This is a genomic window from Mesorhizobium sp. Root695 (assembly GCF_001428185.1).
Taxonomy (GTDB): domain Bacteria; phylum Pseudomonadota; class Alphaproteobacteria; order Rhizobiales; family Rhizobiaceae; genus Mesorhizobium.
The window spans coordinates 592,791-618,750 of sequence record NZ_LMHO01000001.1; the positions used below are offsets into that span (position 1 = coordinate 592,791).

Below are 25,960 nucleotides of genomic sequence, written 5' to 3' on the forward strand. Positions count from 1 at the left end.
AAAGCCGCGACATGCCTTGGGAGCCGGTCCGCTCCAGGAGCAGCTCGTCGGCGATTCTGACGGCAGTCAGCCCGTCCGCTAACGGATGGCGGCCAGTGTCGAGTAGTTCGGAAACCCGAGGCTTGACAGTAGGGCTCCTGCACGGACAGTCGCGCCGACGATCACCATCGAGACGAGATGCGGCAGCCCGGCGCGGACCAGGACGCCGAGCAGGGCCGCGCCGACGACATCGTGGAGCAGGTAGAGCGGATAAGTCATCAGCCCGATGCGGCGCCAGCCGCTCCAGGGCAGGTCGAGCCGCAGTGACCATGCCATTAAGGCAATGGCGATGAGGAAGATGAGGATCGGCGGTGCGAACGGCATCTCTCGCCCCACCTTCAGGATATGAACGTCGACCGAACTGGGGATCTGCAGCACGCCGCCGCCCAGGAACAGGGCGCAGAAGGCAAGGCGAGCGGCGGTCACCGCCTTGAAGCGCATCAGCCAAGCATGACGCCGGTCGCGAAGAAAACGCCGTGATGCACCAGAAGCAGGTCGAGCGTGCGTGTTTCGGCAAGGTCGGCCCAGTCGAGCGGGTAGTACAGGCACCAGAACAGCGTGCTGACTAGGCCGATGGCAACGGCCACCATTTCTATCTGATGGAAGCGGCCGAGCCTGAGCAGGATCCAGACGATGGCATAGAAGGCGATCTCGATGCCCAGCGTCCAGTAGACGCTGTCCACCCAAGGCGCATAGGGGCGAACAGGCCGGTGCGGACGAGCCGGATGACGGAATCCGTCGGCCAACTGAGACCGACGATCAAAAGCACGACGGCGGTGACCGGTGCGCAGATCCACACCGCCGGCGCCAGCCGCTTCACCCTTGCTTCGAAAAACCGCAAGGGCGTCGACCTTTCGGCGCTGAAGGCGATGACGAAGCCGCTGATGACGAAGAAGATCTGGACGCCGAGCCGGATTCGACCCAGGCGCCTATTGCCGGTTGCTGGGGAATACCGCTCGTGGCGCGCGCCGAAACGCCGTCCGGATACGCCCACACCCAGAAGCCATAGTGGTAAACCATGACCATGACGGCGGCGGGAAACCGCAGGATGTCGACCCCGCCAAATGTAATCTTCTGCTGAGACATGCGACCTTATCGGTGGCCCCCGCGAAAAACTGTAGGATGCATTGCTGCGTTGCACAATAAGAGATTGCTCGTCGATCAGAAAAGCCACCTCGACAAGCCAAATCCTTCAGCGGCTCAAAGGTCGATTCCACGCTCCTTCAGGGCCGCGGTGATCTCGTCGAGGATGATCGGATCGTCGATCGTTGCCGGCATGGTCCATTCCTCCTTGTCGGCGATCTTCTGCATGGTGCCGCGCAGGATCTTGCCCGAGCGTGTCTTGGGCAGGCGCTTGATCGTCACCACCGTCTTGAAGGCGGCGACCGGGCCGATGCGTTCGCGCACCAGACCGACCACTTCGTTCTCGATCAGGCCGACGTCGCGCGTCACACCCGCGTTCAGCACCACGAAGCCAAGTGGAACCTGGCCCTTCATGGCGTCGGCAATGCCGATGACCGCGCATTCGGCCACATCGGGATGGGCGGAAAGCACCTCCTCCATGGCGCCGGTCGACAGCCGGTGCCCGGCGACATTGATGATGTCGTCGGTGCGGGCCATGACGTAGAGATAGCCGTCCTCGTCGACCATGCCGGCATCCGCCGTCTTGTAGAAGCCGGGGAACTCGTCGAGATAGGCTTGGCGGAACCGCGCATCGGCATTCCATAGCGTCGGCAGGCAGCCGGCTGGCAGCGGCAGCTTGATCACCACATTGCCCAGCGTGCCGCGCGGCACTTCGTGGCCACCATCGTCGAGCACGCGGATGTCGTAGCCGGGCATCGGCACGCCGGGCGAGCCGTATTTCACCGGCAGCAGGCCAAGCCCGGCGGGATTGATCGTCATCGGGGAGCCGGTCTCGGTCTGCCACCAATGGTCGACCACCGGCACGTTCAGCTTCTGCTCCGCCCATTTGATGGTTTCCGGGTCGGCGCGTTCGCCGGCGAGGAACAGCGTGCGGAATTTCGACAGATCGTATTTCGAAATGAACTCGCCCTTCGGGTCCTGCCCCTTGATGGCGCGGAACGCGGTCGGCGCGGTGAAAAGGGCGACGACGCCATGCTCCGATATCACCCGCCAGTAAGTGCCGGCGTCCGGCGTGCCGACAGGCTTGCCCTCGAACAGGATGCTGGTGCAGCCATGCAGCAGCGGCCCGTAGACGATGTAGGAATGGCCGACCACCCAGCCAACATCGGATGCTGCCCAGAACACTTCGCCCGGCTTGACGCCGAACTCGTTTTCCATCGTCCATTTCAGCGCGACCATGTGGCCGCCATTGTCGCGCACGATGCCCTTGGGCTGACCGGTCGTACCCGATGTGTAGATGATGTAGAGCGGGTCGGTGGCAAGCACCGGCACGCAGTCGACATTGGCGCCAGCCGCCCGTTCGCGGGCGACGGCATCGGCGTAGTCGATGTCGAAATGCTCCTTCAACTCGCAGCGCAACTGGTCGCGCTGCAGGATCAGGCAAGCGTCCGGCTTGTGGCGGGAGATCTCGATCGCCTTGTCGAGCAGCGGCTTGTAGGCGACGACGCGGCCCGGCTCCAGGCCACAGGACGCGGAAATGATCAGCTTCGGCTTGGCGTCGTCGATGCGGGTGGCAAGTTCATGCGAGGCAAAGCCGCCGAAGACCACCGAATGCACGGCACCGATGCGGGCGCAGGCCAGCATGGCGATCGCCGCCTCGGCCACCATCGGCATGTAGATGATGACGCGGTCGCCCTTGCCAATGCCGCGATTCTTCAGCACCGAGGTGAGCGCGACCACCTCGCGCTTGAGCTCGGCATAGGTGAATTTCTTGACCGTTCCGGTGATGGCGCTGTCATGGATCAGCGCGATCTGGTCGGCGCGCCCGCCGGCGACGTGGCGGTCGACGGCATTGTAGCAAGTGTTGCAGGTGGCGCCGGTGAACCAACGGCCATAGACACCGGCCGTGGCATCGAACACCTTGTCCCAGGGCGAATACCAGTCGATCGCCTCGGCCGCGTCCGCCCAGAATTGTTCCGGGTCGCGTTTCCAGCCGTCGTAGACCTCGTGATAGCGTGAAGCCATCCGTATCCTCCCCAGGAATGATTTTTCCTCCCCTCCAGATAGCGCGCTCTAACCTTGGCCGCAAATAGACGCCATTGTGCTGATGACATCGACCGGGCGCTTGGGGGCAAGCAGCTATGAATTTGCGATACGGGATTGGAGCGGCGATGTTTGCTGCTGTGCGGATCATCGGACGCTTTGCGCTCTCATCGGTCATCGGCGCGGCACTTGCGATCCCCGCTGGAACCGCTCAGGCTGGCGATGCCGCCGCACGGCGTGTCATCGGCTTTTCGCCCGATGGCGCTTATTTCGCCTTCGAGCAATATGGAACGCTCGACGCTGGCGCCTCGGACTCCGGCTGGTCGCAGATCGACGTCATCGATACCCGTACGGATCAGTTCGTTGGCGGCAAGCCGATCGTTATCGTCGACGAAACGGAAGAGGCGACGCTGACGCTGGAGCAGGCGAGAGCCCAGGCCGCGGCACAGGCGGCGCCCATCCTTGCCAGATATGCCATTGCCTCACTGGGCGAGCAGACAGTGTCCGACAAGTTCACCTTTCCGGGTGAGATGGTTGCCTACAACGACATTTCCCGCCTCAAACGGGTGTCGCAGAAATGGCTGTCGCCGCTCTATGACGAAACGGGCATTTCGACCATCCGCCTCGACGAGATCCTTGCAGCCAGCACGAGTGATTGTTCGGCGAGTTTCACAGCGACGCAGCAGGGCGAGACATCTGGCAAGGCGCTCGGCTTCCGGCCGACGTTGCAAGGGCAGGACGGCAAGCCGTTCAAGATCCTGCACGAGGACAAGACCGTGCCGGGCTCGAGAAACTGCCCGACCTCCTACAGCCTGTCGGAATCCTACCAATTCACCCCGGCCGGCAAGCCGACGGTGATCGTCGTGCTGGTGCAGCGTTTCAGCCAGGGTTTCGAGGGGCGCGATCGCCGCTTCCTTGCCGTGACAGGGCAGCCGCACTGACAAGCCCGAAGCTTAACTAGATCGGCAAGGCCACAAGCATTAGGCCAATGCCGCCAGCGATCAAAATAGCCGTCGCCAGCGCCTTTCTGTGACGTTCGAAGCTCGTCGGAGCCCGTTCCCAATTGTAACGCATACGCAATCTCCCCAGACCCAGGCAGGTTTTACCTTACTCTAGGGAAGAAAAGCAACAGTCCAGCCGATCGGTTCAGTTGCTTGTCACCTCGCGTCGACGACTATTTCTGGGACGATGCCGGCCGGGAACAGACAGCCGTGCCGTTTTCGCGACTTGGCGAGGGCCTGTCGGAACGCATCGCCGCACGAGCCGCACGGGCGTCCCCCATGTCGTCTGATAGACATGGTTCCCTCGCCGCGCTATCTGAATTCTGGGTTTTGCATGGCTTGGTGGGGTTCGTGATGGAAATTGCCTCTGAAACGGTTCTGCGGCTGGCGGAAGACGCTTCGGTCCAGCATGTCGGCGATGGCGCCGTCGTGCTTTTGGCGCGTAGCGGCCAGCTCTACACGTGCAACGGCACGACCGAAGCCTTTCTCGACAAGGTGGACGGCGCGCGCAACCTCGACCAGATCGTCGACCTGCTTTGCGAGGAGTTCGAGGTCGACAAGGGGACGCTCGACCAGGACATCGCGGCACTGGCCACGGACCTGGTCTCGGAAGGTATCCTCGCCGCGCCAGGTGCTTGATGGCTAAGGGTGCCGCCTGATGGCCGACGGTCCTCTCCTGCGCGCTTTGTTTCGCTGCCACCTCTGGGCAAGCGCACGGCTGATGCCGGTCCTGGTCGCCAACCGCAGCTTCGAGGACGTGCTCAAATGGGCGCCGCTCACCTCGTCGACGCCCTATCGCGGCTTGCCATCCGCCTACATCGTCGCCGCCGTCAACCGCGCCGTTCGCCATCCCTGGCTGATGCGCGACCGCAGGTGCCTGAGAGAGGGCCTGCTCGGTCATCGTTTCCTGCGCCTTGCCGGCTTCGATCCGGACCTGCGTTTCGGCGTCGATCCGAAGTCGATGCAGGCGCCGCGCATGTCGGCGCATTGCTGGGTCTGCCTCGACGGCAGGCCGGTGGTCAGCGACAGTCTTCCCGGCATGGTCGAGATCTACCGTCACCATGCCAATGCCCAAAAGGTGCGTCCCACTTGACCAGACCTTCAGCGTGTTATGGCCTCAACGGCCAGATCCTCGGCATATCAGCCGAGCGCTCCGAGCTATGGCAGGATCTCGACAGGATGCTCGCAGGCTTGCGTGTCGCGGAACCGGTCGAGCCTGACTTTCGTCTCGGGATCACCGAAACAGAGACCCTGGACGAGACACCCCATGGATCGCTCGTCTTCGCTGGCGAGGTGCCGGAGGATGGCTCCTGCCGGATGATCGAGGACGGCGGCACCGTCCATCTCGTCTTTCCCGGGCGTCAGACGGTTGCGATCAATGGCGGGGAGGGTTGGGCAGAGCTCCGGGTTCGCCCCGGTACGAAAGCCGCGTGGACGCCCTCGATGCTGGTCCTGGACGCCGCGCTCGACGCCGGTGGCCAGCATATGCTTCACACCGCGGGCCTGACGTTGCCGGATAGCGACGCAGTGGTGCTGATCCATGCCCCGAGCGGAACCGGCAAGACCACGACGTCGCTGGCGCTGGCAACACAAGGCTTTGGCCTCTGCTCCGACGACGCCATGATCGTCAATGTCGCGTCGGGCAAGGTCGTGGCCTGGGGCTTGCCGCGCGCCGTCAAGATCCACCGGAAGACAGCCGAGATGATCCCGCAGGTGGCGCCATGCCTTCGCCAGACGTGGGATCGCAACGGCGAGCAGCCCGCCTCGCTTGAAAGGCTGGCCGGGATCGTGCGGGTCGAAAACGCGTCCGCCAGGCCGGTGGCGGCCCTTCTCCACCTGGCGCGCTCCGCCGACAGCCAGACCCGACTCGTCGCCATGGCCAGGACCGACGCAATGGTGGCGCTGGCGGTGGACAATGTCCGCACGGGCATGACCGGGCTGCTGCCGATGCAAAAACGCCGGTTGGCGACCATCGCCGGGCTGGTCAATTCGGTGCCGACCTTCCGATTGGAGGTGGGCGCGCGCCCGGCCGACGCGGCGACGCTGATCAGCGCCGCTCTGGATTGAAATCAAGTCAGGCAATCTGCGGCCTGGCCTTGGCCAGCCGCTGGATCCACCGGAAGGCGTCGCGGCGCAGGCGCGAACCAAGCTTGTCCCTGGAGTTGACGCTAAGCAGCGTGTTCGTGTTGATCAACCGCCTGGCCAGCCGTATCGAGAGATCGGGCTTGATCCGGCCGGCGAGCTCAAGCGCGCGGCTCTCCTCGAACAATTGGCCGGTCACATTGAGCACAACAGCCAATTCAAGCTCGATGCCGGTCATGCGGGCAGCGTCGAACAGGCGTCTTTCCGCTTCGGGTGACTGCAGCGCTCGCACGCCTTGCAGCACGTCGACGCAAAGCTGCAGCCGATGGAATTTGTGGCCGCCGGCGGCGTGCACGATGGCGATCGTCAAAAGTGCCGCCGGCGTGTCTGTCGCTTCGCCGTCGATCGCGCGCAATTCCCGGAACCCCAGCGACAGGCGCCGCCGCATGCCGGTGTCATGCACCAGGTCGCCATGCAGCTCGACCAGCAGGCTCGAATTCTCCTTTTCGAGCCATTTGAACTCCTGCAGCTCGTAGGATTCAGCCTCATTGCTGCCAAGCTCGAAGCCGCATGCCGCGATCACCCGGTTTGCCCGCGAAAGGTTGGTGGGCTCGACCAGGATGTCGATGTCGGTGAACGGCCTGTCGGCGACGTTGCGGTAGAGCTTTCGCGCGAAGACCGGACCCTTGACGATCCGCGCCGGAACATTGTCCGCCGCCAGCCCTTTCATGATGCGGTCGCCATGGTACTGCAGCAGCATCGACTGGCCGGTGGCGATCGTTCCCTTCTGGCGCAGATCGTCCAGCCTGCCGTGCAGGTCTGCATCCGCTGGCAGATGCGCGTCGCCGCGCTGCTGCAGCTTGCGTAGCATGATTGGCAGGATGCCGTGAAATTCGGCATTGTCGAGCAGCGCCGATAAAGTCTTTGCCGACAAATCTTCCTCGACTGCCGCCGCCTCCGGATCGGCATAGCGCAGCAGCAGCTTTTCTTCCGCAGGGGTGAGAGATGGCAGCATCAACCCAGACAATGTTGCGGCTAAAGGGATTGTCTAGGATGGTTGCAGAAAAGCGGGGTGGAAGCCAGCATTACATGCCCCAGCGTAGGGCCGCCGTGTGTACCGGCGCGTCCCAGAACGCGGTCGTCTCGTCGTCGAGCATGGTGAGTGTGATCGAGCAACCGGCCATGTCGAGCGAGGTGACGTAGGAGCCGACCAGTGAACGGGTCACCGTCACGCCGTGCTTCTCGAAAATCGCCCGCGCACTGTTGTACATCAGATAGAGTTCCATCAGCGGCGTGCCGCCGAAGCCATTGACGAACAGCAGCGCCGGGCCTTTCGCCTTGTCGCCGAGATCGCCCAGGATCGCGGCGCAGATCTCCTGCGCGATAGCATCCGCGCTTTTCAACGTGTCGCGCCGGCGTCCGGGCTCACCATGGATGCCGACACCAAACTCCATCTCGCCGTCGCCGATGTCGAAAGTCGGCTTGCCCGCCGCCGGCACGGTGCAACTGGTCAGCGCTACGCCCATCGAGCGGGTGGCAGCGTTGACGCGGTCGCCGAGCGCCTTCAACGGTGCCAGCGCCAGGCCATGTTCTGCCGCCGCGCCGACGATCTTTTCCACCACCAGCGTGCCTGCGACGCCGCGCCGGCCCGTCGTATAAGAAGAATTCTCGACGGCGACATCGTCATTGGTCACGATCTGCTGGACGCCTTCCGACATCTCGGCCGCCATGTCGAAATTCATCACGTCGCCTTCATAGTTCTTGACGATGAACAGGCAGCCTGCACCGGTGTCGACGGCCTGCACCGCCGCCAGCATCTGGTCCGGTGTTGGCGAGGTGAACACTTGGCCGGGGCAGGCGGCGTCCAGCATGCCGTGACCGACAAAGCCGCCATGCAGTGGCTCGTGACCGGAACCGCCGCCGGAGATCAGCGCCACCTTGCCCGGCCGCAAGGCCTTGCGGCGGATGAATTTGTGCTCGTCGCCAAGCACGAGGATGTCGGCATGGGCGGCCACGAAACCGTCGAGGCTCTCGGTCAGCACCGTATCCACCGAGTTCATGAATTTCTTCACGGCCGTCTCCTCCCGAAATAGGCCTTATACAAAGCGATCAGCTACCTTTTCCGGTGATGCTGGTGATCTTCTGGATAAAATCGTTCACCGCCCTGTCGAGCGCGGCGTTCTGCTTGTCGTCGCCGAAATCGGGCACGATCAGCGAGACATGCCGCGTCTTGCGCATGCCCGATGCGATCGACATCTTGCCTGGATGCGCCTGGTGATAGGCAGCGAGAAACTGGTCACGCTCGGCCGGGCTGAAATGGCAGACGGAAAATATAGCCGGCAAATGTTTTGATGGAATCGGGATCGAGTAGGCCGGGCTGGAAATCTGCGTGACGAAACTGCGGTGCTTGCCGAGCGCATCGGCGAGGCGCTGGCGCATACCGGACGGGCGCTGGTCGATGACGTGCGACAGGATCGTCTTGTAGGCGCGGATCGCCTCTTCGGAACCGGGTTCGGGTGCCTTGTCGACCATGCCAGCCGCGCCTAGACCGAAATATCCGCGATGGCCGCCTTGGCCATGGCGAGTTGCGCCGGTGCAACGGAAAGATCGCGCAGGCCGATCTCGAGCAGTGACGGGATCGAGGCTGGGTCGCCGCTGGCATCGCCGCACAGGCTGATAGGGATATTCTCCCGCTGGCCAAACGCGGTCACGGCAGCGATCAGCCGCAGCACGGCCGGATGACGGACCGAATTGAGATGTGCCACCGCAGCGTTGTCGCGGGCCGCCGCCATCACATACTGGGTAAGGTCGTTGGAGCCGATCGAGAAGAAGGCGGCATCAGTAAAGGCTTCGGGCACGATCGCCACCGAAGGCACCTCGACCATGATGCCGAGCGGCGGCATCTTGTGCACGATGCCGCGCGTGGCAAGCACCGCCTGCTCCTCGGCGAACATCGCCGCTGCCTGCCGGTATTCCTCCACAATGGCGATCATCGGAAACATCACTTTCAGACTGCCGTGGACGGCGGCGCGCAGCAGCGCCCGGATCTGTACACGAAACACCTCGGGTCTTGCCAGCGACAGCCTGATCCCGCGCAGGCCGAGGAATGGATTGCCTTCCGCGACGGTGAAGCCCGGCACCGGCTTGTCGCCGCCGGCATCGACGGTGCGGATCGTCACCGGTTTGTCGCCGGCCCACTCCAGCACCTTGCGATAGGCGCGATACTGCGTCTCCTCATCCGGCAGAGTCCTGCCGAACAGGAATTCGGTGCGCATCAGGCCGACGCCGTCGCAGGTCGCGATGTCGATGCCGTCGACATCGGACGGGTCGGCGATGTTGACCTGCACACGCACCATCGTGCCGGCCTTGGTCACCGCCGGCCGCGCCAGGAACGTTCCAGCCCGGTCGCGGCGCGCCGAGAATGATGAAGAGGATTGGCGAAAGGCGTCGATTTCGGCTTTGGACGGCGACAGCACGATGCCGCCATGTTCGGCGTCGAGCAAGGCGATGCCGGCAGGATGGGCCGGTGAGCTGCCAAGACCCACAACCATGGGGACGCCGCGCGAGCGCGCCAGCATGGCGACGTGGCTGGCGGTGCTGCCCGCCTTTAGCGCGATGCCGCCGCCGCTGGTCCAGTCGGTTTCGAGGAAGCGCGTCGGCGCGATGTCCTCGCCGTAGAGGATGGCACCGGCTGGCGCCGGGACGTCGCCATCCTCGGACAGGGCTCGCAGCACCTGGTCCCTGATGTCGCGGATGTCAGCGGCACGCGCGCGAAAGTAATCCTGGTCGGAAGCATCGTAGCCGGCGATTTCGGCGTCGAGCGCCTGCCGCCAGGCCTTGTCGGCAGGCAGGCCGGTCCGGATCGCGGCAAAGGCCGGGCTGCTCAGCGCATTATCCCCCAGCATGGCGATCTGGAACTCGAGAATGTCGGCGGCATCGCCCACGGCCATCTCGATCAATACTGTAAGGCGGCCCGCCGCGATGGCGATTGCGGTTTCGAGCGCGGCCTTCTCGTCGTCGGCTGTTTCCTTGCCGACATAGGATACGACAGTCTTGTCGAGGTCGAACAGCGGCCCCTCGGCATAGCCGGCCGAGGCCGAAATGCCTTTAACCCGCATTTCTCGAACTCCATGCGGCCTGCGTTGCTCTTTCGGCGAGGCATATACGGCGACGGGCGGCGAAAAGCGTATAGAGACATACGGTTGAGCCGCCCGTCGCCGTAGATGCCCGCCGAAAGGCAACCCGAAAGGGCCGGTTGAAGAAACCGGCAGGCGGCGTCGCCGCGCTTGCCCGATGGAGCCGCATCGCTCGTCGCGCGGCTCCTACCCTGCCGGCTTCTTGAACCGGCGCAGGCCACATCGAGTGTGAGAAATGCGGCTTAAGCCTAAGCGGTCCGGACATGGTCCGCGCCTTCATCGAAATCGCGCCGCACCAGTTCGACCAGCGCGTCGACGGCATCATTGGCGCCGTCGCCGCTGGCCCTGATGTGCAGCACCGTGCCCTTCGGCGCCTTGGCCGCCATCACCTTGACGATGCTCTTGGCGTCGAACCATGGTCCATTGGCGGCCAGCGCGATTTCCACCTCGGCGGCAAAGGTCTTGGCCAGCTTGGTGAACTTCACCGAAGGACGCGCGTGCAGGCCCACCTCGTGGGTGATCACAACGGTCGCTTCGGCGGATACGGACATGTCTTTCAAAATTCCTGTTCAATCACGACGGCGACAATTCATGCGCCGTCGCCACCACTTCCCTGAGCGAGGCGCCGCCGGAGGCTTCGGTCGCCGCCATCACCGCGCCTTCGACGATCGGCGCGTTGCACACGATGATCTTTTGCGACCGTGGCTCGCCGATCATCTCCACCGCCATTTCTGAGTTGGTCTCGGCGCCGCCGAGATCGACCAGAATGGCGACGCCGGCTTCCGACCAGGCCTTCTCGATGGCGCCCATGATCGCCTCGACATTGGTGCCAAGCCCGCCATGACCGTTTCCGCCGCACCATGCAAGCGGCACTTCGTCGCCCACCATCTGGCGCACCATGTCGGCCGTGCCCTCGGCGACCAGCGGCGAATGCGAAACGATGACGATGCCGACATTGCTCATGGCTGACCTTCCAGCGTTTCGACGATCGTGCGCACCAGAAGCGTGGTCGAACGTGCGCCGGCATCCATATGGCCGATCGAACGGTCGCCGAGGAACGACGCACGGCCGCGCAGGGCCTTCATAGGCACGGTCGCCTTGGCCGCAGCGTCGGCGATATCGGCGATTTCCGGCGCTGTCTTTCCCTGCAGCAGCGCGTCGTGCACCGGCTGAAGCACGTCGAGCATGGTTTTTTGTCCAACCTGCGACTTGCCGCGAGCTGCCACAGCTTCGATGGCCTTGCCGAAAGCCGCCGTCAGATTGGCGCGGTCGGGCGCCGCCGAAATCTGCTTGCCGAGCGCCAGGAACAGGGTGCCGAACAGCGGGCCGGAGGCGCCACCGACCGTCATCACCAGCTTGGTGCCGATCGCCTTCAGGGCTTCGGGCAACGGCCTGGCCGAAAACGCCGCGGCTTCGGCCCGCACGGCCTCGAAGCCGCGCTTCATGTTCAGCCCGTGGTCACCGTCGCCGATCGCCTGGTCGAGCGTGGTCAACTCCTCGGCGTGCGCGGCAATCGTATCCGCGGCGGCCGCGATCAGCCTGGCAAGGTTCAACGCCGCCATGTCGCCCGCATTCCCGGTTTCCATGCCGCCCGCAGTATCGAAAGAACGGTCATTCGACAACTGGAGCATGCGTCAGGCCGCTGCATGCAGCGCGGCGACCGCCGCGAAGACTTCGGCCACCGCATGAGCACCGGGGTCGACCACGCCTTGCAGCTTGCTGCCGACATAGGCGGACCGTCCGGCTTTCGCCCTGTCCATGGCGGCGGTGGCCTCGGCACCGCGCCGAGCGGCTTCTGCCGCTTCCTCCAGACCGCTGGAGTCGAGCGCTTTCAAGGCTGGTTCCAGGGCATCGATCATGGTGCGATCGCCAATGCTCGCGCCGCCATAGAAAGTCATTCGCTCAAGGCCGGCAAGCAGCGCCTTGGCAAGGTTCGCGTCGCTGTCCAACGCTTGCGCCGCCGCGGTGAAAAAGATAGACAGCAGCACGCCGCTGGAGCCGCCCATGGATGCGCTCAGAATGTCGCCTATCGCGCCAAGGGTGGCTGCAGGTTCGGCAAGCGGCAGCATATCAAGCCGCTCGAGAATACTGCGCGCGCCGGTCGCCACTGTCGAACCGGTGTCGCCGTCGCCCGCCTTGGCATCCAGCCCGTTCAAAGTGGCTTCGAGCGCGATCAGCCTTTCGCAGACCGTGACGACAAGGGATCTTGTCCGCGCATTCTGACTGGGCTTGCGTGCCGCGCTCTGTCCGGCTGGTTTCGCCATCGGCAGGATGACGGGTGACACAACAGGCTTTGCCGGCATCCAGGCGTGCGGGCCGACCGGCGCCAACAAGGCCGTCTCGCGCGTGGCGTCGAGCCGGAGCAGCGACAGCGAGAAACCGTTCATGTTGAGCGCCGTCATCAGCGGTCCGGGGCCGATCGTCAGCTTGATGGTTTTGGCGAGCGGCGATGCAAGCACCGCGTTGGCGATAACAGACATTTCGAGCGGCGGCACCGAACCGAGATTGTTGATCAAAAGGGCGTAGGTGGCCTTGGGATCAAGCCGTGCCGCGAGGCGCTCAGCCATGATCGCGACCAGCCTGTCGGCACTTTGCACCGCAATCCTATCGACGCCCGGCTCGCCATGAATGCCGAGGCCGAGTTCGCCATCGTTCTCGCCAAACCTGTCTTCGTGCGGCTGGCCCGGGATCGAGCATGACGACAGCGACATGCCGAGCGAAACGATGTCCTTCGCCGCCGCGCGAGCGGCTGCCGCAACGGACGCCAGATCGTGGCCGGCCTCCGACAGGTGGCCTGCGATCTTGTGCACGAACAAGGTGCCGGCAACGCCGCGCGGCTGGGCAATGTCGGGGAGCGCGATGTCGTCGGCGACGATCACCATCTCGACGCGAAGCCCTTCGGCGCGCGCCTTCTCGGCCGCCAGGCCGAAATTGAGACGGTCGCCGGTGTAGTTCTTGACGATGAGCAGGCAGCCGGCCGGACCGGTGACCGCGCGAATGGCCGCCAGCACCGCCTCGACGCTCGGCGAGGCAAAGATCTCGCCCGAGACCGCCGCCGTCAGCATGCCCTTGCCGACGAAGCCGGCATGCGATGGTTCGTGCCCGGCGCCGCCGCCGGAGACGACGCCGACTTTCGTCTTGTCCCAGTCGGCGCGCAGGATGACCTTGATTTCGGGATAGCCGTCGAGACGCGCGAGATCGCCTGATCCAATGGTCCGCAACAGGCCATCCAGCGCCTCGGTGACGATCGTTTCCCTGCGATTGAAAAAGTGCTTCATCGAATTTCGTCCAGCCCCGTATCCGCAATCGTCAATCAAAAACCGGTGCTGAACCTTGGGAAGGAAGCACCGAAGCCGTTCACATCAGTCGTTGTCCATCGGCACCGAAATACAGCGGCGACCGGTAGCGGATTACCACCCTGTCGCCCTGCGCCAGATCCGTGTCGGGGTCCGTCAGCGTCACCAGCTTCTTTTGGCCCACCGTCACATGCAGGTGGTTCTGGTCGCCGAGATGCTCGACCCAGTCGACGACGCCGTCGGCATGGCCATTCGCGGCTTTCGCGATCGTCAGGTGCTCGGTACGCGCGCCGATGGTTTTGGTTCCCGCCGGCGCGCCGCCATCGGGCAGCAGTCCGGTCGGCAGAAGATTGATCGCCGGCTGGCCGAGCCTCGCCGCGACATGCAGGTTTGCCGGCTCGGAATAGATGGTGCGCGGCGAGCCGATCTGCACCAGCACGCCCTCGGTGAGGATGCCGATACGGTCGGCCATGGTCATCGCCTCGATCTGGTCGTGGGTGACGTAGAGCATGGTGGCGCCGAGTTCGGTCTGGATGCGTTTCAGCTCGAGCCGCAGATCCGCCCGCAGCTTGGCGTCGAGAGACGACAGTGGCTCGTCCATCAAATAGATCGAAGGCTTGCGCACCAGCGCGCGGCCGATGGCGACGCGCTGCATTTCGCCGCCCGAAAGCTTGGTCGAGCGGTTGGCGAGCTTGTGATGGATGCGCACCATTTTCGCCACCTCCTCGACCCGGCGGCGGATCTGGTCTTCCGGCATCTTTCGGGCCGGCGAGCGCAGCGGGAAGGCGAGATTGTCGAACACCGACAGATGCGGATAGAGCGAGTACTGCTGGAACACGAAGGCCGTGTCGCGCTCGGCCGGCGACAGTGTCGTGGCATTGTGGCCGCCAATTTCGATCGTGCCGGAATCCGGCCGTTCCAACCCGGCGATCAGCCGCAGCGTCGTCGTCTTGCCGGCCCCTGTCGGCCCGAGCAGCACGACGAATTCACCATCTGATATGTGCAGGTCGAGAGCGTCGACGGCGGCATGGTCGCCAAAATTCTTGGTCACGTTCTTGATGTGCACGTCAGCCATGCTGGGCCCTCCGTTCCGAGGCCACATCGTGGATCGCGGTTCTCACCGCGCGGCCGGATCCTTTCTCGAACAGCGACAGCCGTGCGCTGCTCAGCGCCAGGCCGACATGGTCGCCGGTGGAGAGCCGGATCTCGGCCGGCACGCGTGCCTTGATGATGCCATCCGCCGTCTCCACCGCGACGATCTGCGTTGTGCCGAGATATTCGGTGCCGTAGATGGCGCCGCGCAGCTTGGAAGCATCGTCGAAGCGGATGTGTTCGGGCCTGATACCAAGCGCCATGTCGCTAGGTGCGATATCCTCGCGCACTTCCGGTACCGCCACCTTCGCGCCCTGGACAATGATCTCCCTTGCCCCCTTGGCGAGCCCGCCGCCGAATCCCAAAAAGTTCATCGGCGGCGAGCCGATGAAGTCGGCGACGAACATTGTCGCCGGGCGGTCATAGATTTCGCGTGGGCTTCCGAACTGTTCGATGACGCCATGGTTCATCACCGCGATCTTGTCGGCCATAGACATGGCTTCCATCTGGTCGTGCGTGACATAGACAGTCGTGGCGTGGATGCGGTTGTGCAGCTCGCGCAGCTCGTGGACCATCAGATCGCGGAATTCGGTGTCGAGCGTGCCGAGTGGCTCGTCCATCAGGAAGCATTTTGGCCGCCGCACGATGGCGCGGCCGAGCGCCACACGCTGGCGGTCGCCGCCGGCAAGGCCGGAGACCGATTTGTTGAGCAGATGGTCGATGCGCAGTAGCTTCGCTGTCTCCTCGACACGGGTGCGGATTTCGGCTGACGGCATACCTTGCGCCAGCAGAGGAAAGCCGATATTCTTGCGCACATTCATGTGCGGATAGAGCGCGAACAGCTGGAAGACGAAGGCGATGTCGCGCTCGCGTGCCCGCAGCATGGTGACGTCGTCGCCGCCAAGCAGGATCTGGCCGCCTGTTGGCAATTCGAGCCCCGCGATCATGCGCAATGTCGTCGTCTTGCCGCAGCCGGATGGTCCGAGCATGACGAAGAACTCGCCATCCTCGACGACGAAGTTGGAATCCTGCACGGCGACGAAATCGCCGAAGGCCTTTCTAAGGTGCTGGACGCGGATTTCGGCCATGACTATTCCGGGAACTTGGAGACGATGATGAACATCACGGTGCCGGCGAGCATGGTGATGAAGGAGTAGGTGTAGAGCGACAGCGCGAAGGGCTGGAACAGCATCAGGAAGCCGATGGCGATCAGTGCCGTGGCGATGTTTTCCATCAGGCCGCGCCGTGCCCAGGCTGGCCAGCGCGATTTGCGCTTCTGGGGGTTGATCAAGCTCATTTGCGCACCGCGCCGAAGGTGATACCGCGCAGCAATTGCTTGCGGAGCAGGATGGTGAAGACCAGGATCGGCACCAGGAAGATCGTCGTTCCGGCTGCTACCGCCGGCCAGTCCTGGCCGCCTTCGCCGATGATGGTCGGAATGAAGGGCGGCGCGGTCTGCGCCGTGCCGGAGGTCAGAAGCGCCGCGAAGGCATACTCGTTCCAGGCGAAGATCAGGCAGAAGATCGCGGTCGCGGCGATGCCGGTCGTCGCCTGCGGCAGCACGGTGCGCCAGAAGGCCTGCAGCCGCGTATAGCCGTCGATCATCGCCGCCTCCTCATATTCGCGCGGGATCTCGTCGATGAAGCCTTTCAGCAGCCACACAGCCAGCGACACGTTGACCGCCGTATAGAGCAGGATCATGCCGAGCGCGGTGTCCGATAGGCCAAGCTCGCGGTACATCAGGTAGATCGGAATGGCGACGGCGATCGGCGGCATGAAGCGCGTCGACAGGATGAAGAACAGAAGGTCGTCGGCGAGCGGCACCTTGAAGCGCGAGAAGCCGTAGGCCGACAGCGTGCCGAGGAAGACGGCGCAGAAGGTCGAGCCGAAGGCGATGATCAGCGAATTGACGAAGCGCGGCAGGAAGTTGGAGGGGCCGGCGATCACCATGTTGCGCTTGCGCGTGGTCTCGTCGCAGAAGCCCGTCGCCGGTCCCAGCGAGTTGATATAGTCCGGCGTCTGCCGCGTCCGCGTCGTGAACAAATTGCAGTAGCCTTCGAGACTAGGCTGAAACAGGATCTTGGGCGGATAGGCAATCGAATCCGGCGGCGTCTTGAAGCTGGTGGCGAAGATCCACAGCAGCGGCACGATCGAGATCAGCGCGTAGAGCACGATGATCGTTCCGGCGATGCGCTTCGAGTTGGCCGAGGGTGCGACGACCGAATGGGCTGTGGTCAGGCTCATCTCTGCTTCACCTTGTTGAGCGCCTTGACGTAGATGTTGGCTAGACCAAACACCGCGACGAACAGGATGATGGCGAAGGCCGAGGAATAGCCGGTGCGCCAGCTCTCAAAAGCCTGGCGCTTCAGCGTGATCGAGGCGACCTCGGTGGTCGAGCCCGGCCCGCCGCCGGTCAACAGATTGACCATGTCGAACATCTTGAAGTTCTCGATGCCGCGAAACAGCACCGCCAGCATGATGAAGGGCAGCGCCATAGGCAGCGTGATCGACCAGAACTGCCGCCAGTTCGAGGCGCGGTCGACCTCGGCCGCCTCGTAGATGTATTCGGGGATGGAGCGTAAGCCCGCGAGGCAGATCAGCATCACGTAAGGCGTCCACATCCATGTATCGACGATGATGATCGACCACGGCGCCAGCGAGACGTTGGAGAGCATCTGGATATCGGTCGGCGGAATCCTGGTGAAGAAGGAAATCGCGTAGGCGAACAGGCCGATCTGCGGTTCGTAGAGGAAGCGCCAGAAATTGCCGACCACCGCCGGCGACAGCATCATCGGCACCAGGATCAGCGTCGTCCAGAAGGCGTGGCCGCGGAACTTCCTGTCGATCAGCCAGGCCAGCGTGAAGCCGATCAGCGTCTGCAACAGGATGGTCCAGAACACGAAATGCGCCGTCGTCTGCATGGCGATCCAGATATCCTTGTCGCCAAGGATGCGCTGGTAGTTGGCAAAGCCGAGATTTTTTACCACTTCGTTCGGCCGGTTGGCGCGGTAGTTGGTGAACGACAAATAGATCGCCCAGAACAGCGGGAAGATGTTGATGGCCAGCAGCAACAGGATCGTCGGCGAGATGAACAGCCAGGCGAGGCCCTTGTCGCTGATGCCCCGGACCTTGCGGGCCAACGGTTCCGGGGTCGCCCGGGCAACGTTCTCCGCAGTCCGATTGAGCATGGTGAGTCCTGCTTCGGTCACTTGGTCGTCTCTGTCATGGAACTTATCTGAACCGCGTCCCGTGCCAAGGCGGCACGGGACGCTTGGGCCTAGCTCGGGAGGAGCCGGTTACATCTTGCCCCGGTTACATCTTCCCGTCGTCCTGGAAGACCTGCGTCCAGTCTTTGACCAGGCCGTCGAGCGCATCCTTGGCCGACCCCTGGCCGGCGACGACATAGTCGTGGAAGCGCTTCTGCGAGGCCTGCAGCAGCGGGGCGTAGCTGGGCTCGGCCCAGAAGTCCTTCACGATGGCCATCGAGTCGAGGAAGGTCTGCGCGTAGGGCTGGCTGGCCGGGAAGGCCGGATCCTTGACCACCGCGTTGAGGCAGGAATAGCCGCCGAGCGACCACCACTTGGCCTGTACGTCCTTGTTGGCGAACCATTTGATGTATTTCAGGGCCGATTCCTGCTTGTCGGAATAGGACACCACCGAGATACCCTGGCCGCCGAGCTGGGCGAACTGGTCGCCGTCAGGCCCCTTCGGGTTGACGAAGTAACCGATCTTGTCGCCGCCGACATTCTCGTCCTTCTGCAGGCCCGGCCATGTGAAGGCGAAGTTCATATGCATTGCCACCTGGCCGGATTTGAAGGCATCGACGCCTTCGCCCATGTAGCTGTTCGAGGCGCCCGGAGGCGTGCAGCAATCATAGAGCGCCTTGTAGAACTCCAGCCCCTTCACCGACTTGTCGGAGTTGACGAAGCCTTCCATCTCATAGGGTTTCTTCGGGTTCTCGTACTGGAAGCCATAGCTGTAGAGCACGTCCATGGCGCCCATGGTGATGCCTTCAGAACCGCGCTCGGTGTAGATCGAGGCGCCGTAGACGGTCTTGCCGTCGATCTCGCGCTTCTGGAAGAATTCGGCAACCTGCTTCAGCTGGTCGAAGGTGGTCGGCGGGCCGAGATCCCAGCCGTACTTCTCCTTGAATTCCTTCTGCAGCTCCGGCTTGGAGAACCAGTCCTTGCGATAGGTCCAGCCGACGACGTCGCCCATGGCCGGCAGCGCCCAGTAGTTCGGCGTGTTCTTCGGCCATTCCGAATAGCCGACGACGGTTGCCGGGACGAAGTCGTCCATGCTGATCTTCTCCTTGTCGAAGAAGTCGTTCAGCTTGACGTAGTGGCCGTTTTCGGCGGCACCGCCGATCCATTGGCTGTCGCCGATGATCAGGTCGCACAGCTTGCCGTGCGAATTCAGTTCGTTGAGGAAGCGGTCGGCATAGTTGGTCCACGGCACGAACTCGAATTTCATGCCGATGCCGGTTTCCTTGGTAAAATCCTTGGACAGTTCGACAAGCGCGTTTGCCGGGTCCCAGGCGGCCCAGCACAGCGTCAGGTCTTCAGCGTGCGCGACGTTCGAGACGGTTGTCGACGCGGTAATCGCCGAGGTCAGTCCCAACGCCAGTTTCAAGCTCGATTTCATGCCTTCCTCCCATTTGCGAAACGCGCCCGGATGACGGTTTCAAGAGCCCTCAACCCCTCTCCTCAGGGGCCCAAACATGGCGGCGCGACAGCACCGCAGATGTTTAGTAATTTGTTTAGTGATGCAATTTTTACTAAACAAGGCAAGCGAATTCGTTGCTGCGCCGCAGCATGCTTGCATCGGTCTCGGAAAACGTTGGGAAAAGTGCGGATCACGAGTCGGATCCGCCCCCTATCGAAGCCGTGCGGGCTCGTTCCGACCCGGCTGCAAAATCGTAGCGGCTCTCAGCCGACTCGTTTGGTGCTCACCATGACCTTGCGGATCGGCGGCGCCGGCGGCAGCAGCGCGCGGATGTCGGCGAAGGGGAACGTCGGTTCGAAGCGGAAGGCTTCGGCCAACGAGCCTTGAACGCCGTTGCACTGGCCGGCGCGAAAGAGGTTTTGCGTTCGCGCGCCGTCGACGAAGCGGTGGGGATCCTGCGACTGATGCATGCGGATCGCCTTCGCCTTGATCTCGGCTTGGGGTGAAATGTCGACATAGTGCGTCGGCGAAAAACCGGTGCCGCCCATCGTGTCGGCATGCAGCACCGGAACTCCGAACGACGCCGCGATGCGCACGCCGTCCGACAGCGCGCGGTGGTCGGCGTGATAGTCGTTGGGCGCGTGCGTGATCGCCAGATCTGGTCCGGTTTCGCGAATCAGCTTTTTCAGCGCCTCGATCAGCGCGGCATCGGCCACCAGTTCGCCGTCGGGAAAGTCGAGGAAGCGCGGCGCCGCCCCAAGCAGCGCGGCCGCGGCCGTTGCTTCCTCGCGGCGGACACGGGCGAGAACAGCGGGATCGCTCTTGCCGCCCCTGGCACCATCCGTGGCTATGGCAAAAGTGAGTTCTGCGCCTTGCGCGGCATAGGCGGCCATCGTACCGAACATGAAGATCTCGATGTCGTCCGGATGCGCACCGAGCGCCAGGATTTTCAAACCACTCTCTCCCCGGAAATGGAACAACGTGACGAACGGAATCCTGCTCGCCCTGATCGCCTACGCAAGTTATTCGGGCAGCGATGCCGTTGTCAAAAGCCTGGGCGGACAATTCTCGGTCTTCGAGATTGGCTTCTTCACGACGCTGTTTGCCGGCTGCTTTCTCTTCTTCACGCGCCCGGCGGACGAGCGCTGGCGTGATTTCTGGCGCACCAAGAGGCCTTGGGCTGTGCAGGCGCGTGCCTGGGCCGGCATCGCGTCCGGCGTGCTCAGCGTCTACGCCTTCACCACCATTCCACTGGCCGAGTCCTATGCGCTGATCTTCCTGGCGCCGCTCTGCGTCACCATCCTCTCCACGCTGATCCTCAAGGAGAAGGTCGGCCCCTGGCGCTGGCTGGCGGTGGTTGCCGGTTTTGCCGGCGTCATGCTGGTGGTGCGGCCGGGCTTTCGCGAACTCAATCTCGGCCACCTTGCCGCGTTCGGGGTTGCCTTCCTCGCCGCCACCAGTGTCATCCTGATGCGCTCGCTGGCGCAGCAGGAAAAGCGCACGACCATGCTGGGCGTGCTGGTCGGCTACGGCCTGCTGTTCAACGGCATCGGCGCCGCCGCCACCGCATTCACCGCTCCCAGCGGGAAACAGTTGCTGTGGCTGGTGGCGGCGGGTGCCTTCACCGCCTGCGGCCAGCTGTTGCAGCTGCTGGCCATGAAATACGCACCCGCCAACCGGGTCGCGCCGACGCATTATTCGCAGATCGTCTGGGCGGTGATCCTCGGCGCGCTGTTCTTCCAGGAATACCCCGACGGGCTGTCGCTGATCGGCCTGGCGGTCGTCGGTGGGGCCGGCCTGCTGACCATGGTGCGCGAGGAAGCGCGGTTGGGCACGGTGCGCTGGAACCCGTTTTCGCGCACCCGGCTTTGAATTGGCGTTGGTGCGATAAGTTGCACGGCCACCACCACCGCTGATATGCGGACGCGATGACCACAAAACCCCTGCCGGAGCTTCCGGTATCCGCCGTGCTGCCGGCGCTGAGCGAAGCGCTCGGCCATGGCAACAGCGCCGTGCTGGTGGCGCCGCCCGGCGCCGGCAAGACGACGCTGGTGCCGCTGGCGCTGCTCGACGCGTCCTGGCTGGGTGCCGGCAAGATCGTGCTGCTCGAACCGCGCCGGCTCGCCGCCCGCGCCGCCGCCCGCCGCATGGCCGAATTGTTGGGCGAGGAGCCCGGCACCACCGTTGGCTATGCCATGCGGATGGAAAACCGCACCTCGGCAAAGACCAGGATACTGGTAGTCACCGAAGGCGTTCTGGCGCGCATGATCCTCGACGATCCCGAACTGCCTGGAATCTCGGCTGTCATTTTCGACGAATTCCACGAGCGTTCGCTCGATGGCGATTTTGGTCTCGCGCTGGCGCTCGACGTGCAGGGTGCGCTGCGGCCGGACCTGCGCGTGTTGGTGATGTCGGCGACGCTCGACGGTGCGCGTGTCGCCAAGCTGCTGTCGGGCGCGCCGGTGATCGAAAGCGAAGGCCGCGCCTTCCCTGTCGACATCCGCTATGACGAGCGTTCCGCTGGCACCACGATCGAGGACGCCATGGCCAAGGCGATCCGCGCAGCCCTTGCCGACGAGAGCGGCAGCGTGCTTGCCTTCCTGCCCGGTCAGCGCGAGATCGAGCGCACCGCCGAGCGGCTGGCCGGCAAGGTCGGCACTGAAACCGACATCGTGCCGCTCTACGGCATGCTCGACGCCAAGGCGCAGGACGCGGCGATCAAGCCGCCGCCGTCGGGCCGTCGCAAGGTGGTACTGGCGACCTCGATCGCCGAAACCTCGATCACCATCGACGGCGTGCGCGTGGTCATCGATTCCGGCCTGTCGCGGCTGCCGCGCTACGAGCCGGCCAGCGGCTTGACTCGGCTGGAAACCGTGCGCGTCAGCAGGGCTTCCGCCGACCAGCGCGCCGGCCGTGCCGGGCGCACGCAAGCTGGCATCGCCATCCGGTTGTGGCGGGCCGAGCAGACGGCTGCACTCCCCGCCTTCACGCCGCCGGAAATCCTCGAGGCCGACCTGTCGGGGCTGCTGCTCGATTGCGCCGCCTTCGGCGTTGCCGATCCGGCAGGGCTCGCCTTTCTCGATCCGCCGCCCGCTCCGGCGCTCAACGAGGCAAGGGTGCTGCTGCGCGCGCTGGATGCCATCGACGAGACAGGGCGCCTGACGGATACGGGTGCTGCGATGCGCAAGCTCGCTCTGCCGGTGCGGTTGGCGCATATGGTCGCCGAGGCAGCGAAGAGCGGCCATGCCTTCGCGGCGGCGATGCTTGCCGTGCTGCTCACCGAACGCGGCCTTGGTGGCGACGGCGCCGATCTGGAGCGACGGCTGATCCGCTTTCGCCAGGAAAGATCGCCGCGCGCTACAGCCGCCAAGCAGCTCGCCGAACGGCTGGCGCGGCAGGCTGGCGGGGCGAAGGGCAGCGAAGCTGCCGCCGTCGGCGCGCTTCTCGTCCACGCCTGGCCGGATCGGGTGGCCAAGGCGCGCGGCGAGCGCGGCCGTTTCGTGCTGGCCAATGGCTCAGGCGCCATGCTCGACGCCGCCGACGCGCTGGCCGGCGAGCCTTTTCTGGTCGTCGCCGACCTGCAGGGCAAGGCACAGAATGCGCGCATCACGGCGGCGGCGGCCATCAGTGAGCACGATGTCCGCGCCGCGCTTTCAGGCAGGATCGAAACACGCCGTGAAACGAGCTTCGATCGCGACAAGCGCGCCGTGCGCGTGCGCGAAACCGTGCGCTTGGGTGCCATCACGCTTGCCGAGCGCATGCTGCCGCCGCCAACCGGCGCTGACGCCGATCGCGCAATAACAGATGCGGTGCGCGAGCACGGGCTGTCGCTGCTGACCTGGAGCAAGGAGGCGCAAACGCTGCGCCAGCGGCTTGGCTGGCTGCATCGCGGCCTCGGCGCGCCCTGGCCCGATATGGCCGATGCCGCCCTCATCGAGCGCCTCGACGACTGGCTGCTGCCGTTCCTGTCCGGCGCGGCATCGTTTGCCGCCATCGATGCGGGCGTTGTCTCGGCCGGATTGGCCACACTCGTGCCGCATGATCTGCAGCGCAGGATCGATACGCTGGCGCCAACCCATTTCGACGCCCCGTCGGGCAGCCATGTGCCGATCCGCTATGACGGCGAATGGCCGGTGCTGGCGGTTCGCGTGCAGGAGTTGTTCGGCCTCGACCGGCATCCCGCCATCGCCAATGGCAGCGTGCCGCTGACGCTCGAACTCCTGTCGCCGGCGCACCGGCCGATCCAGACGACGCGTGACCTGCCCGGTTTCTGGCGCGGCTCCTGGGCCGATGTGCGCGCCGACATGCGCGGCCGCTATCCCAAGCATGTCTGGCCGGAAAACCCGCTGCTCGCCGCCGCCACCGCCCGGGCCAAACCGCGAGCATGATCCCAAAAAGTGGGAACCGGTTTTTGGAAAAGATCATGCTCAAACAAGAAGTAGAGCTCCAATCCGATTCCTCGGATTGGAGCGGGACCTAGCGCTTCCAGTCCGACGGCTGTAATCCATGGCCATGATCAACGTTTTGCGTTCGCCCGATTTCCAGCAGAGCCAGAGACTGCGCCTCAACACGCTGATCCGGTTGCGCTGGCTTGCCATTGTCGGTCAGAGCCTGACGGTGCTCGTCGTCGCCTATGGCCTGAAGTTTCCGTTTCCGGTCAGCCTGTGCTTCGCGCTGATCGCCTGTTCGGCCTGGATGAACCTGTTTCTCGCCTTCCGGTTTCCGGCGGCGCACCGGCTCACCCCGCTGGCGGCCTTAGGCATCCTCATTTTCGACAGCCTGCAGCTAGCCGGCCTGCTTTACATGACCGGCGGCTTGACCAATCCGTTCTCGCTGCTGATGACCGTGCCTGTCGTCATTTCGGCGACATCGCTGCCGCTGCGCCTGACCGCCATCCTCGGCGGGCTGGTGATGTCGGCGGCGACGTTTCTGGTCTTTGTCCATCTGCCGCTGCCATGGCACGAAGACGCTCCGCTGGCGATGCCCTTCATCTATGTCGCCGGCATGTGGATGGCGGTGCTGTCCTCGATCGCCTTCACCGCCATATACGCCTTTCGGGTGGCCGCCGAAGCCCGGCTTCTGGCCAATGCGCTTGCCGCCACCGAGCTGGTGCTGCAGCGCGAGCAGCACCTTTCGGCGCTCGACGGACTGGCCGCCGCGGCCGCGCACGAGCTTGGCACGCCGCTTGCCACCATCGCGCTTGTCGCCAAGGAGATGGAAAAGGCGCTCGGCAAGGATCCGAAATACGGGGAAGACGTGACGCTGTTGCGCTCGCAGAGCGAGCGCTGCCGCGAAATCCTCAAGCGGCTGACCAGCCTGTCCACCGAGGGCGAGGCGCATCTTTCGCGGCTGCCGCTGACTTCGCTGGTCGAGGAGGTCACCGCGCCGCACCGCGATTTCGGCATTTCGATCAAGCTTCGGCCCGGCGAACGCATCGGGCCGGAGCCGGTCGGTCGCCGCAATCCGGGCGTCATCTACGGCCTCGGCAATCTGGTCGAGAACGCCGTCGATTTCGCCCGCAAGAGCGTCACCGTGCGCTGGAGCTGGGACGACGCCTCTGTGACCTTCTCGATCATCGATGACGGACCCGGCTTTCCGGCCGAGATCATCGACCGCATCGGCGAGCCCTATATGTCGACGCGCCAGGGCAATGAAGCCGGCGGCGGCCTGGGGCTCGGCCTGTTCATTGCCAAGACGCTGCTCGAACGCTCGGGCGCGACACTCGATTTCCGCAATTCGAGCGGCCTGGGCGAGGGCGCCGTGGTACAGATATCGTGGCCGCGCGGTGTGTTTCTCAATCCGGAAATCACTTCGGCCAGCATGTTCGATACCGCCTGAGAGCCTTGAAGGAGCTCTAAAAATTGGACAATGAGGTTCAGGAACTATATCTGCGTAAAATTAAGGCATCAGGAATTTTGAGACTATGACAGGCGACGAAAATATTGGCGCAATGGTTGAAGGCGAGGACACCTCGCTGCTCATCGTCGATGACGACAAGCCGTTCCTCACGCGTCTGGCCCGCGCCATGGAAACCAGGGGCTTCGTGGTCGAGACGGCCGAGAACGTCGAGGAGGCGGTTGCCAAGGCGCGCGCCAATCCGCCCGCCTATGCCGTGGTGGACATGCGGCTCGGCGACGGCAACGGCCTCGACGTGGTCGCGGCCATCCGCGAAAAGCGTCAGGATTCCCGCACCATCATCCTGACCGGCTACGGCAACATCGCCACCGCGGTGACGGCGGTGAAGCTCGGTGCTGTCGATTATCTCTCCAAGCCCGCCGACGCCGACGATATCTTCGCCGCACTCACGCGCACCGCCGGTGAGCGCGCGGCGCCTCCCGAAAACCCGATGTCGGCCGACCGCGTCCGCTGGGAGCATATCCAGCGCGTCTATGAAATGTGCGAGCGCAATGTCTCCGAGACGGCGCGCCGGCTCAATATGCATCGCCGCACCTTGCAGCGGATACTGGCCAAGCGCGCGCCGCGCTGAGGCGCGACTTGCGCATCTTGCGCAATGACGCCGGCC

At 64.1% G+C, this 25,960-nt stretch carries 27 protein-coding genes; 9 read left to right on the plus strand and 18 right to left on the minus strand.

What is annotated here, in order from left to right:
* Positions 1–78 precede the first annotated feature (78 nt).
* Together ASD99_RS34505 and ASD99_RS34510 are read right to left on the minus strand one after the other, a co-directional pair.
* Positions 79–480: a hypothetical protein gene (locus ASD99_RS34505; RefSeq protein WP_244497586.1), complete on the minus strand. Its 402-nt coding sequence runs from the start codon at positions 478–480 to the stop codon at positions 79–81.
* Positions 480–722 carry a hypothetical protein gene (locus ASD99_RS34510; protein ID WP_244497588.1) on the minus strand — a complete coding sequence of 81 codons (243 nt, stop codon included), beginning with the start codon at positions 720–722 and terminating at the stop codon, positions 480–482. Before ASD99_RS34510 ends, ASD99_RS34505 begins: the two co-directional genes overlap by 1 nt.
* A 42-nt stretch (positions 723–764) precedes the next feature.
* On the opposite strand from ASD99_RS34510, the gene ASD99_RS34515 reads away from it, so the two are divergent.
* The gene (locus ASD99_RS34515; RefSeq protein ID WP_244497589.1) at positions 765–1,061 is read left to right on the plus strand and encodes a hypothetical protein; all 297 of its coding nucleotides are present in this window, start codon (positions 765–767) and stop codon (positions 1,059–1,061) included.
* A 178-nt stretch (positions 1,062–1,239) separates the two neighbouring features.
* Here ASD99_RS34515 and ASD99_RS02855 read toward each other — a convergent pair whose 3' ends face one another.
* Positions 1,240–3,147, minus strand: coding sequence for a propionyl-CoA synthetase (locus ASD99_RS02855; protein ID WP_057142625.1), 1,908 nt, complete (start codon positions 3,145–3,147; stop codon positions 1,240–1,242).
* Positions 3,148–3,293: 146 nt separating this feature from the next.
* Here ASD99_RS02855 and ASD99_RS02860 point away from each other — a divergent pair, with 146 nt between their 5' ends.
* The 4 genes from ASD99_RS02860 to ASD99_RS02875 all read left to right on the plus strand — a co-directional run bounded on the left by ASD99_RS02860 (position 3,294) and on the right by ASD99_RS02875 (position 6,233).
* Complete coding sequence (locus ASD99_RS02860; RefSeq protein WP_244497591.1) at positions 3,294–4,106, plus strand: DUF2259 domain-containing protein; 813 nt, start codon at positions 3,294–3,296, stop codon at positions 4,104–4,106.
* A 414-nt stretch (positions 4,107–4,520) separates the two neighbouring features.
* The gene (locus ASD99_RS02865; protein WP_082583128.1) at positions 4,521–4,805 is read left to right on the plus strand and encodes a PqqD family protein; all 285 of its coding nucleotides are present in this window, start codon (positions 4,521–4,523) and stop codon (positions 4,803–4,805) included.
* A 19-nt stretch (positions 4,806–4,824) separates the two neighbouring features.
* Positions 4,825–5,259: a lasso peptide biosynthesis B2 protein gene (locus ASD99_RS02870; protein WP_057142626.1), complete on the plus strand. Its 435-nt coding sequence runs from the start codon at positions 4,825–4,827 to the stop codon at positions 5,257–5,259.
* Positions 5,256–6,233 (plus strand): hypothetical protein, encoded by a 978-nt coding sequence (locus ASD99_RS02875; protein WP_057142627.1) that lies wholly within the window; start codon positions 5,256–5,258, stop codon positions 6,231–6,233. Before ASD99_RS02870 ends, ASD99_RS02875 begins: the two co-directional genes overlap by 4 nt.
* 7 nt (positions 6,234–6,240) lie before the next feature.
* Here ASD99_RS02875 and ASD99_RS02880 read toward each other — a convergent pair whose 3' ends face one another.
* From ASD99_RS02880 to ASD99_RS02950, 15 genes are all read right to left on the minus strand, one after another.
* On the minus strand, positions 6,241–7,263 hold the full coding sequence (locus ASD99_RS02880; RefSeq protein WP_057142628.1) for a nucleotidyltransferase family protein: 1,023 nt from the start codon (positions 7,261–7,263) through the stop codon (positions 6,241–6,243).
* Between the two features lie 70 nt (positions 7,264–7,333).
* The gene (gene dhaK / locus ASD99_RS02885) at positions 7,334–8,320 is read right to left on the minus strand and encodes a dihydroxyacetone kinase subunit DhaK (protein ID WP_057142629.1); all 987 of its coding nucleotides are present in this window, start codon (positions 8,318–8,320) and stop codon (positions 7,334–7,336) included.
* Positions 8,321–8,357: 37 nt separating this feature from the next.
* The gene (locus tag ASD99_RS02890; protein ID WP_056589964.1) at positions 8,358–8,780 is read right to left on the minus strand and encodes a hypothetical protein; all 423 of its coding nucleotides are present in this window, start codon (positions 8,778–8,780) and stop codon (positions 8,358–8,360) included.
* 11 nt (positions 8,781–8,791) lie between these two features.
* Entirely contained in the window at positions 8,792–10,366 is a 1,575-nt protein-coding gene (ptsP, locus tag ASD99_RS02895; RefSeq protein ID WP_057142630.1) for a phosphoenolpyruvate--protein phosphotransferase, read from the minus strand.
* A 266-nt stretch (positions 10,367–10,632) separates the two neighbouring features.
* Positions 10,633–10,935: an HPr family phosphocarrier protein gene (locus ASD99_RS02900; protein WP_056589970.1), complete on the minus strand. Its 303-nt coding sequence runs from the start codon at positions 10,933–10,935 to the stop codon at positions 10,633–10,635.
* 22 nt (positions 10,936–10,957) lie between these two features.
* Positions 10,958–11,347 carry a dihydroxyacetone kinase phosphoryl donor subunit DhaM gene (dhaM, locus tag ASD99_RS02905; RefSeq protein ID WP_056589973.1) on the minus strand — a complete coding sequence of 130 codons (390 nt, stop codon included), beginning with the start codon at positions 11,345–11,347 and terminating at the stop codon, positions 10,958–10,960.
* Entirely contained in the window at positions 11,344–11,946 is a 603-nt protein-coding gene (gene dhaL, locus ASD99_RS02910; RefSeq protein ID WP_056590188.1) for a dihydroxyacetone kinase subunit DhaL, read from the minus strand. The genes dhaM and dhaL overlap by 4 nt, the downstream gene beginning before the upstream one ends.
* Before the next feature lie 72 nt (positions 11,947–12,018).
* On the minus strand, positions 12,019–13,662 hold the full coding sequence (locus ASD99_RS02915; protein WP_057142631.1) for a dihydroxyacetone kinase subunit DhaK: 1,644 nt from the start codon (positions 13,660–13,662) through the stop codon (positions 12,019–12,021).
* 79 nt (positions 13,663–13,741) lie between these two features.
* Complete coding sequence (locus tag ASD99_RS02920; protein ID WP_057142632.1) at positions 13,742–14,755, minus strand: ABC transporter ATP-binding protein; 1,014 nt, start codon at positions 14,753–14,755, stop codon at positions 13,742–13,744.
* Positions 14,748–15,860, minus strand: a complete 1,113-nt coding sequence (locus ASD99_RS02925) for an ABC transporter ATP-binding protein (RefSeq protein ID WP_057142633.1) — start codon at positions 15,858–15,860, stop codon at positions 14,748–14,750. Before ASD99_RS02925 ends, ASD99_RS02920 begins: the two co-directional genes overlap by 8 nt.
* A gap of 2 nt (positions 15,861–15,862) precedes the next feature.
* Positions 15,863–16,069, minus strand: coding sequence for a hypothetical protein (locus tag ASD99_RS02930; RefSeq protein WP_056589986.1), 207 nt, complete (start codon positions 16,067–16,069; stop codon positions 15,863–15,865).
* Complete coding sequence (locus tag ASD99_RS02935; protein WP_056589989.1) at positions 16,066–17,016, minus strand: carbohydrate ABC transporter permease; 951 nt, start codon at positions 17,014–17,016, stop codon at positions 16,066–16,068. The genes ASD99_RS02930 and ASD99_RS02935 overlap by 4 nt, the downstream gene beginning before the upstream one ends.
* Positions 17,013–17,960 carry a carbohydrate ABC transporter permease gene (locus ASD99_RS02940; RefSeq protein ID WP_056589993.1) on the minus strand — a complete coding sequence of 316 codons (948 nt, stop codon included), beginning with the start codon at positions 17,958–17,960 and terminating at the stop codon, positions 17,013–17,015. Before ASD99_RS02940 ends, ASD99_RS02935 begins: the two co-directional genes overlap by 4 nt.
* A gap of 124 nt (positions 17,961–18,084) precedes the next feature.
* Positions 18,085–19,416, minus strand: coding sequence for an ABC transporter substrate-binding protein (locus ASD99_RS02945; protein WP_057142634.1), 1,332 nt, complete (start codon positions 19,414–19,416; stop codon positions 18,085–18,087).
* Positions 19,417–19,700: 284 nt separating this feature from the next.
* Positions 19,701–20,390: a PIG-L deacetylase family protein gene (locus tag ASD99_RS02950; protein WP_057142635.1), complete on the minus strand. Its 690-nt coding sequence runs from the start codon at positions 20,388–20,390 to the stop codon at positions 19,701–19,703.
* Positions 20,391–20,418: 28 nt separating this feature from the next.
* Between ASD99_RS02950 and ASD99_RS02955 the strand changes: the two genes are divergently transcribed.
* From ASD99_RS02955 to ASD99_RS02970, 4 genes are all read left to right on the plus strand, one after another.
* Positions 20,419–21,309, plus strand: coding sequence for a DMT family transporter (locus ASD99_RS02955; RefSeq protein ID WP_057142636.1), 891 nt, complete (start codon positions 20,419–20,421; stop codon positions 21,307–21,309).
* Between the two features lie 56 nt (positions 21,310–21,365).
* A complete protein-coding gene (hrpB, locus tag ASD99_RS02960) occupies positions 21,366–23,825 on the plus strand; it encodes an ATP-dependent helicase HrpB (RefSeq protein ID WP_057142637.1) in 2,460 nt (819 codons plus the stop codon).
* Positions 23,826–23,943: 118 nt separating this feature from the next.
* A complete protein-coding gene (locus ASD99_RS02965; RefSeq protein WP_057142638.1) occupies positions 23,944–25,275 on the plus strand; it encodes an ActS/PrrB/RegB family redox-sensitive histidine kinase in 1,332 nt (443 codons plus the stop codon).
* Between the two features lie 85 nt (positions 25,276–25,360).
* A complete protein-coding gene (locus ASD99_RS02970) occupies positions 25,361–25,924 on the plus strand; it encodes an ActR/PrrA/RegA family redox response regulator transcription factor (protein ID WP_056590011.1) in 564 nt (187 codons plus the stop codon).
* Positions 25,925–25,960 lie beyond the last annotated feature (36 nt).

Coding starts and splice junctions, on each gene's coding strand:
- ASD99_RS02900 (WP_056589970.1), bottom strand. CDS start 10,935: ATGTCCGTATCCGCCGAAGCGACCGTTGTGATCACCCACGAGGTGGGC.
- ASD99_RS02940 (WP_056589993.1), bottom strand. CDS start 17,960: ATGCTCAATCGGACTGCGGAGAACGTTGCCCGGGCGACCCCGGAACCG.
- ASD99_RS02880 (WP_057142628.1), bottom strand. CDS start 7,263: ATGCTGCCATCTCTCACCCCTGCGGAAGAAAAGCTGCTGCTGCGCTAT.
- ptsP (WP_057142630.1), bottom strand. CDS start 10,366: ATGCGGGTTAAAGGCATTTCGGCCTCGGCCGGCTATGCCGAGGGGCCG.
- ASD99_RS02855 (WP_057142625.1), bottom strand. CDS start 3,147: ATGGCTTCACGCTATCACGAGGTCTACGACGGCTGGAAACGCGACCCG.
- ASD99_RS02890 (WP_056589964.1), bottom strand. CDS start 8,780: ATGGTCGACAAGGCACCCGAACCCGGTTCCGAAGAGGCGATCCGCGCC.
- ASD99_RS02970 (WP_056590011.1), top strand. CDS start 25,361: ATGACAGGCGACGAAAATATTGGCGCAATGGTTGAAGGCGAGGACACC.
- ASD99_RS34505 (WP_244497586.1), bottom strand. CDS start 480: ATGCGCTTCAAGGCGGTGACCGCCGCTCGCCTTGCCTTCTGCGCCCTG.
- ASD99_RS02915 (WP_057142631.1), bottom strand. CDS start 13,662: ATGAAGCACTTTTTCAATCGCAGGGAAACGATCGTCACCGAGGCGCTG.
- dhaM (WP_056589973.1), bottom strand. CDS start 11,347: ATGAGCAATGTCGGCATCGTCATCGTTTCGCATTCGCCGCTGGTCGCC.
- ASD99_RS02865 (WP_082583128.1), top strand. CDS start 4,521: ATGGAAATTGCCTCTGAAACGGTTCTGCGGCTGGCGGAAGACGCTTCG.
- ASD99_RS02925 (WP_057142633.1), bottom strand. CDS start 15,860: ATGGCCGAAATCCGCGTCCAGCACCTTAGAAAGGCCTTCGGCGATTTC.
- ASD99_RS02930 (WP_056589986.1), bottom strand. CDS start 16,069: ATGAGCTTGATCAACCCCCAGAAGCGCAAATCGCGCTGGCCAGCCTGG.
- ASD99_RS02965 (WP_057142638.1), top strand. CDS start 23,944: ATGGCCATGATCAACGTTTTGCGTTCGCCCGATTTCCAGCAGAGCCAG.
- dhaL (WP_056590188.1), bottom strand. CDS start 11,946: ATGGCGGCGTTGAACCTTGCCAGGCTGATCGCGGCCGCCGCGGATACG.
- ASD99_RS02920 (WP_057142632.1), bottom strand. CDS start 14,755: ATGGCTGACGTGCACATCAAGAACGTGACCAAGAATTTTGGCGACCAT.
- ASD99_RS02860 (WP_244497591.1), top strand. CDS start 3,294: ATGTTTGCTGCTGTGCGGATCATCGGACGCTTTGCGCTCTCATCGGTC.
- ASD99_RS02935 (WP_056589989.1), bottom strand. CDS start 17,016: ATGAGCCTGACCACAGCCCATTCGGTCGTCGCACCCTCGGCCAACTCG.
- ASD99_RS02945 (WP_057142634.1), bottom strand. CDS start 19,416: ATGAAATCGAGCTTGAAACTGGCGTTGGGACTGACCTCGGCGATTACC.
- ASD99_RS02870 (WP_057142626.1), top strand. CDS start 4,825: ATGGCCGACGGTCCTCTCCTGCGCGCTTTGTTTCGCTGCCACCTCTGG.
- ASD99_RS34515 (WP_244497589.1), top strand. CDS start 765: ATGACGGAATCCGTCGGCCAACTGAGACCGACGATCAAAAGCACGACG.
- hrpB (WP_057142637.1), top strand. CDS start 21,366: ATGACCACAAAACCCCTGCCGGAGCTTCCGGTATCCGCCGTGCTGCCG.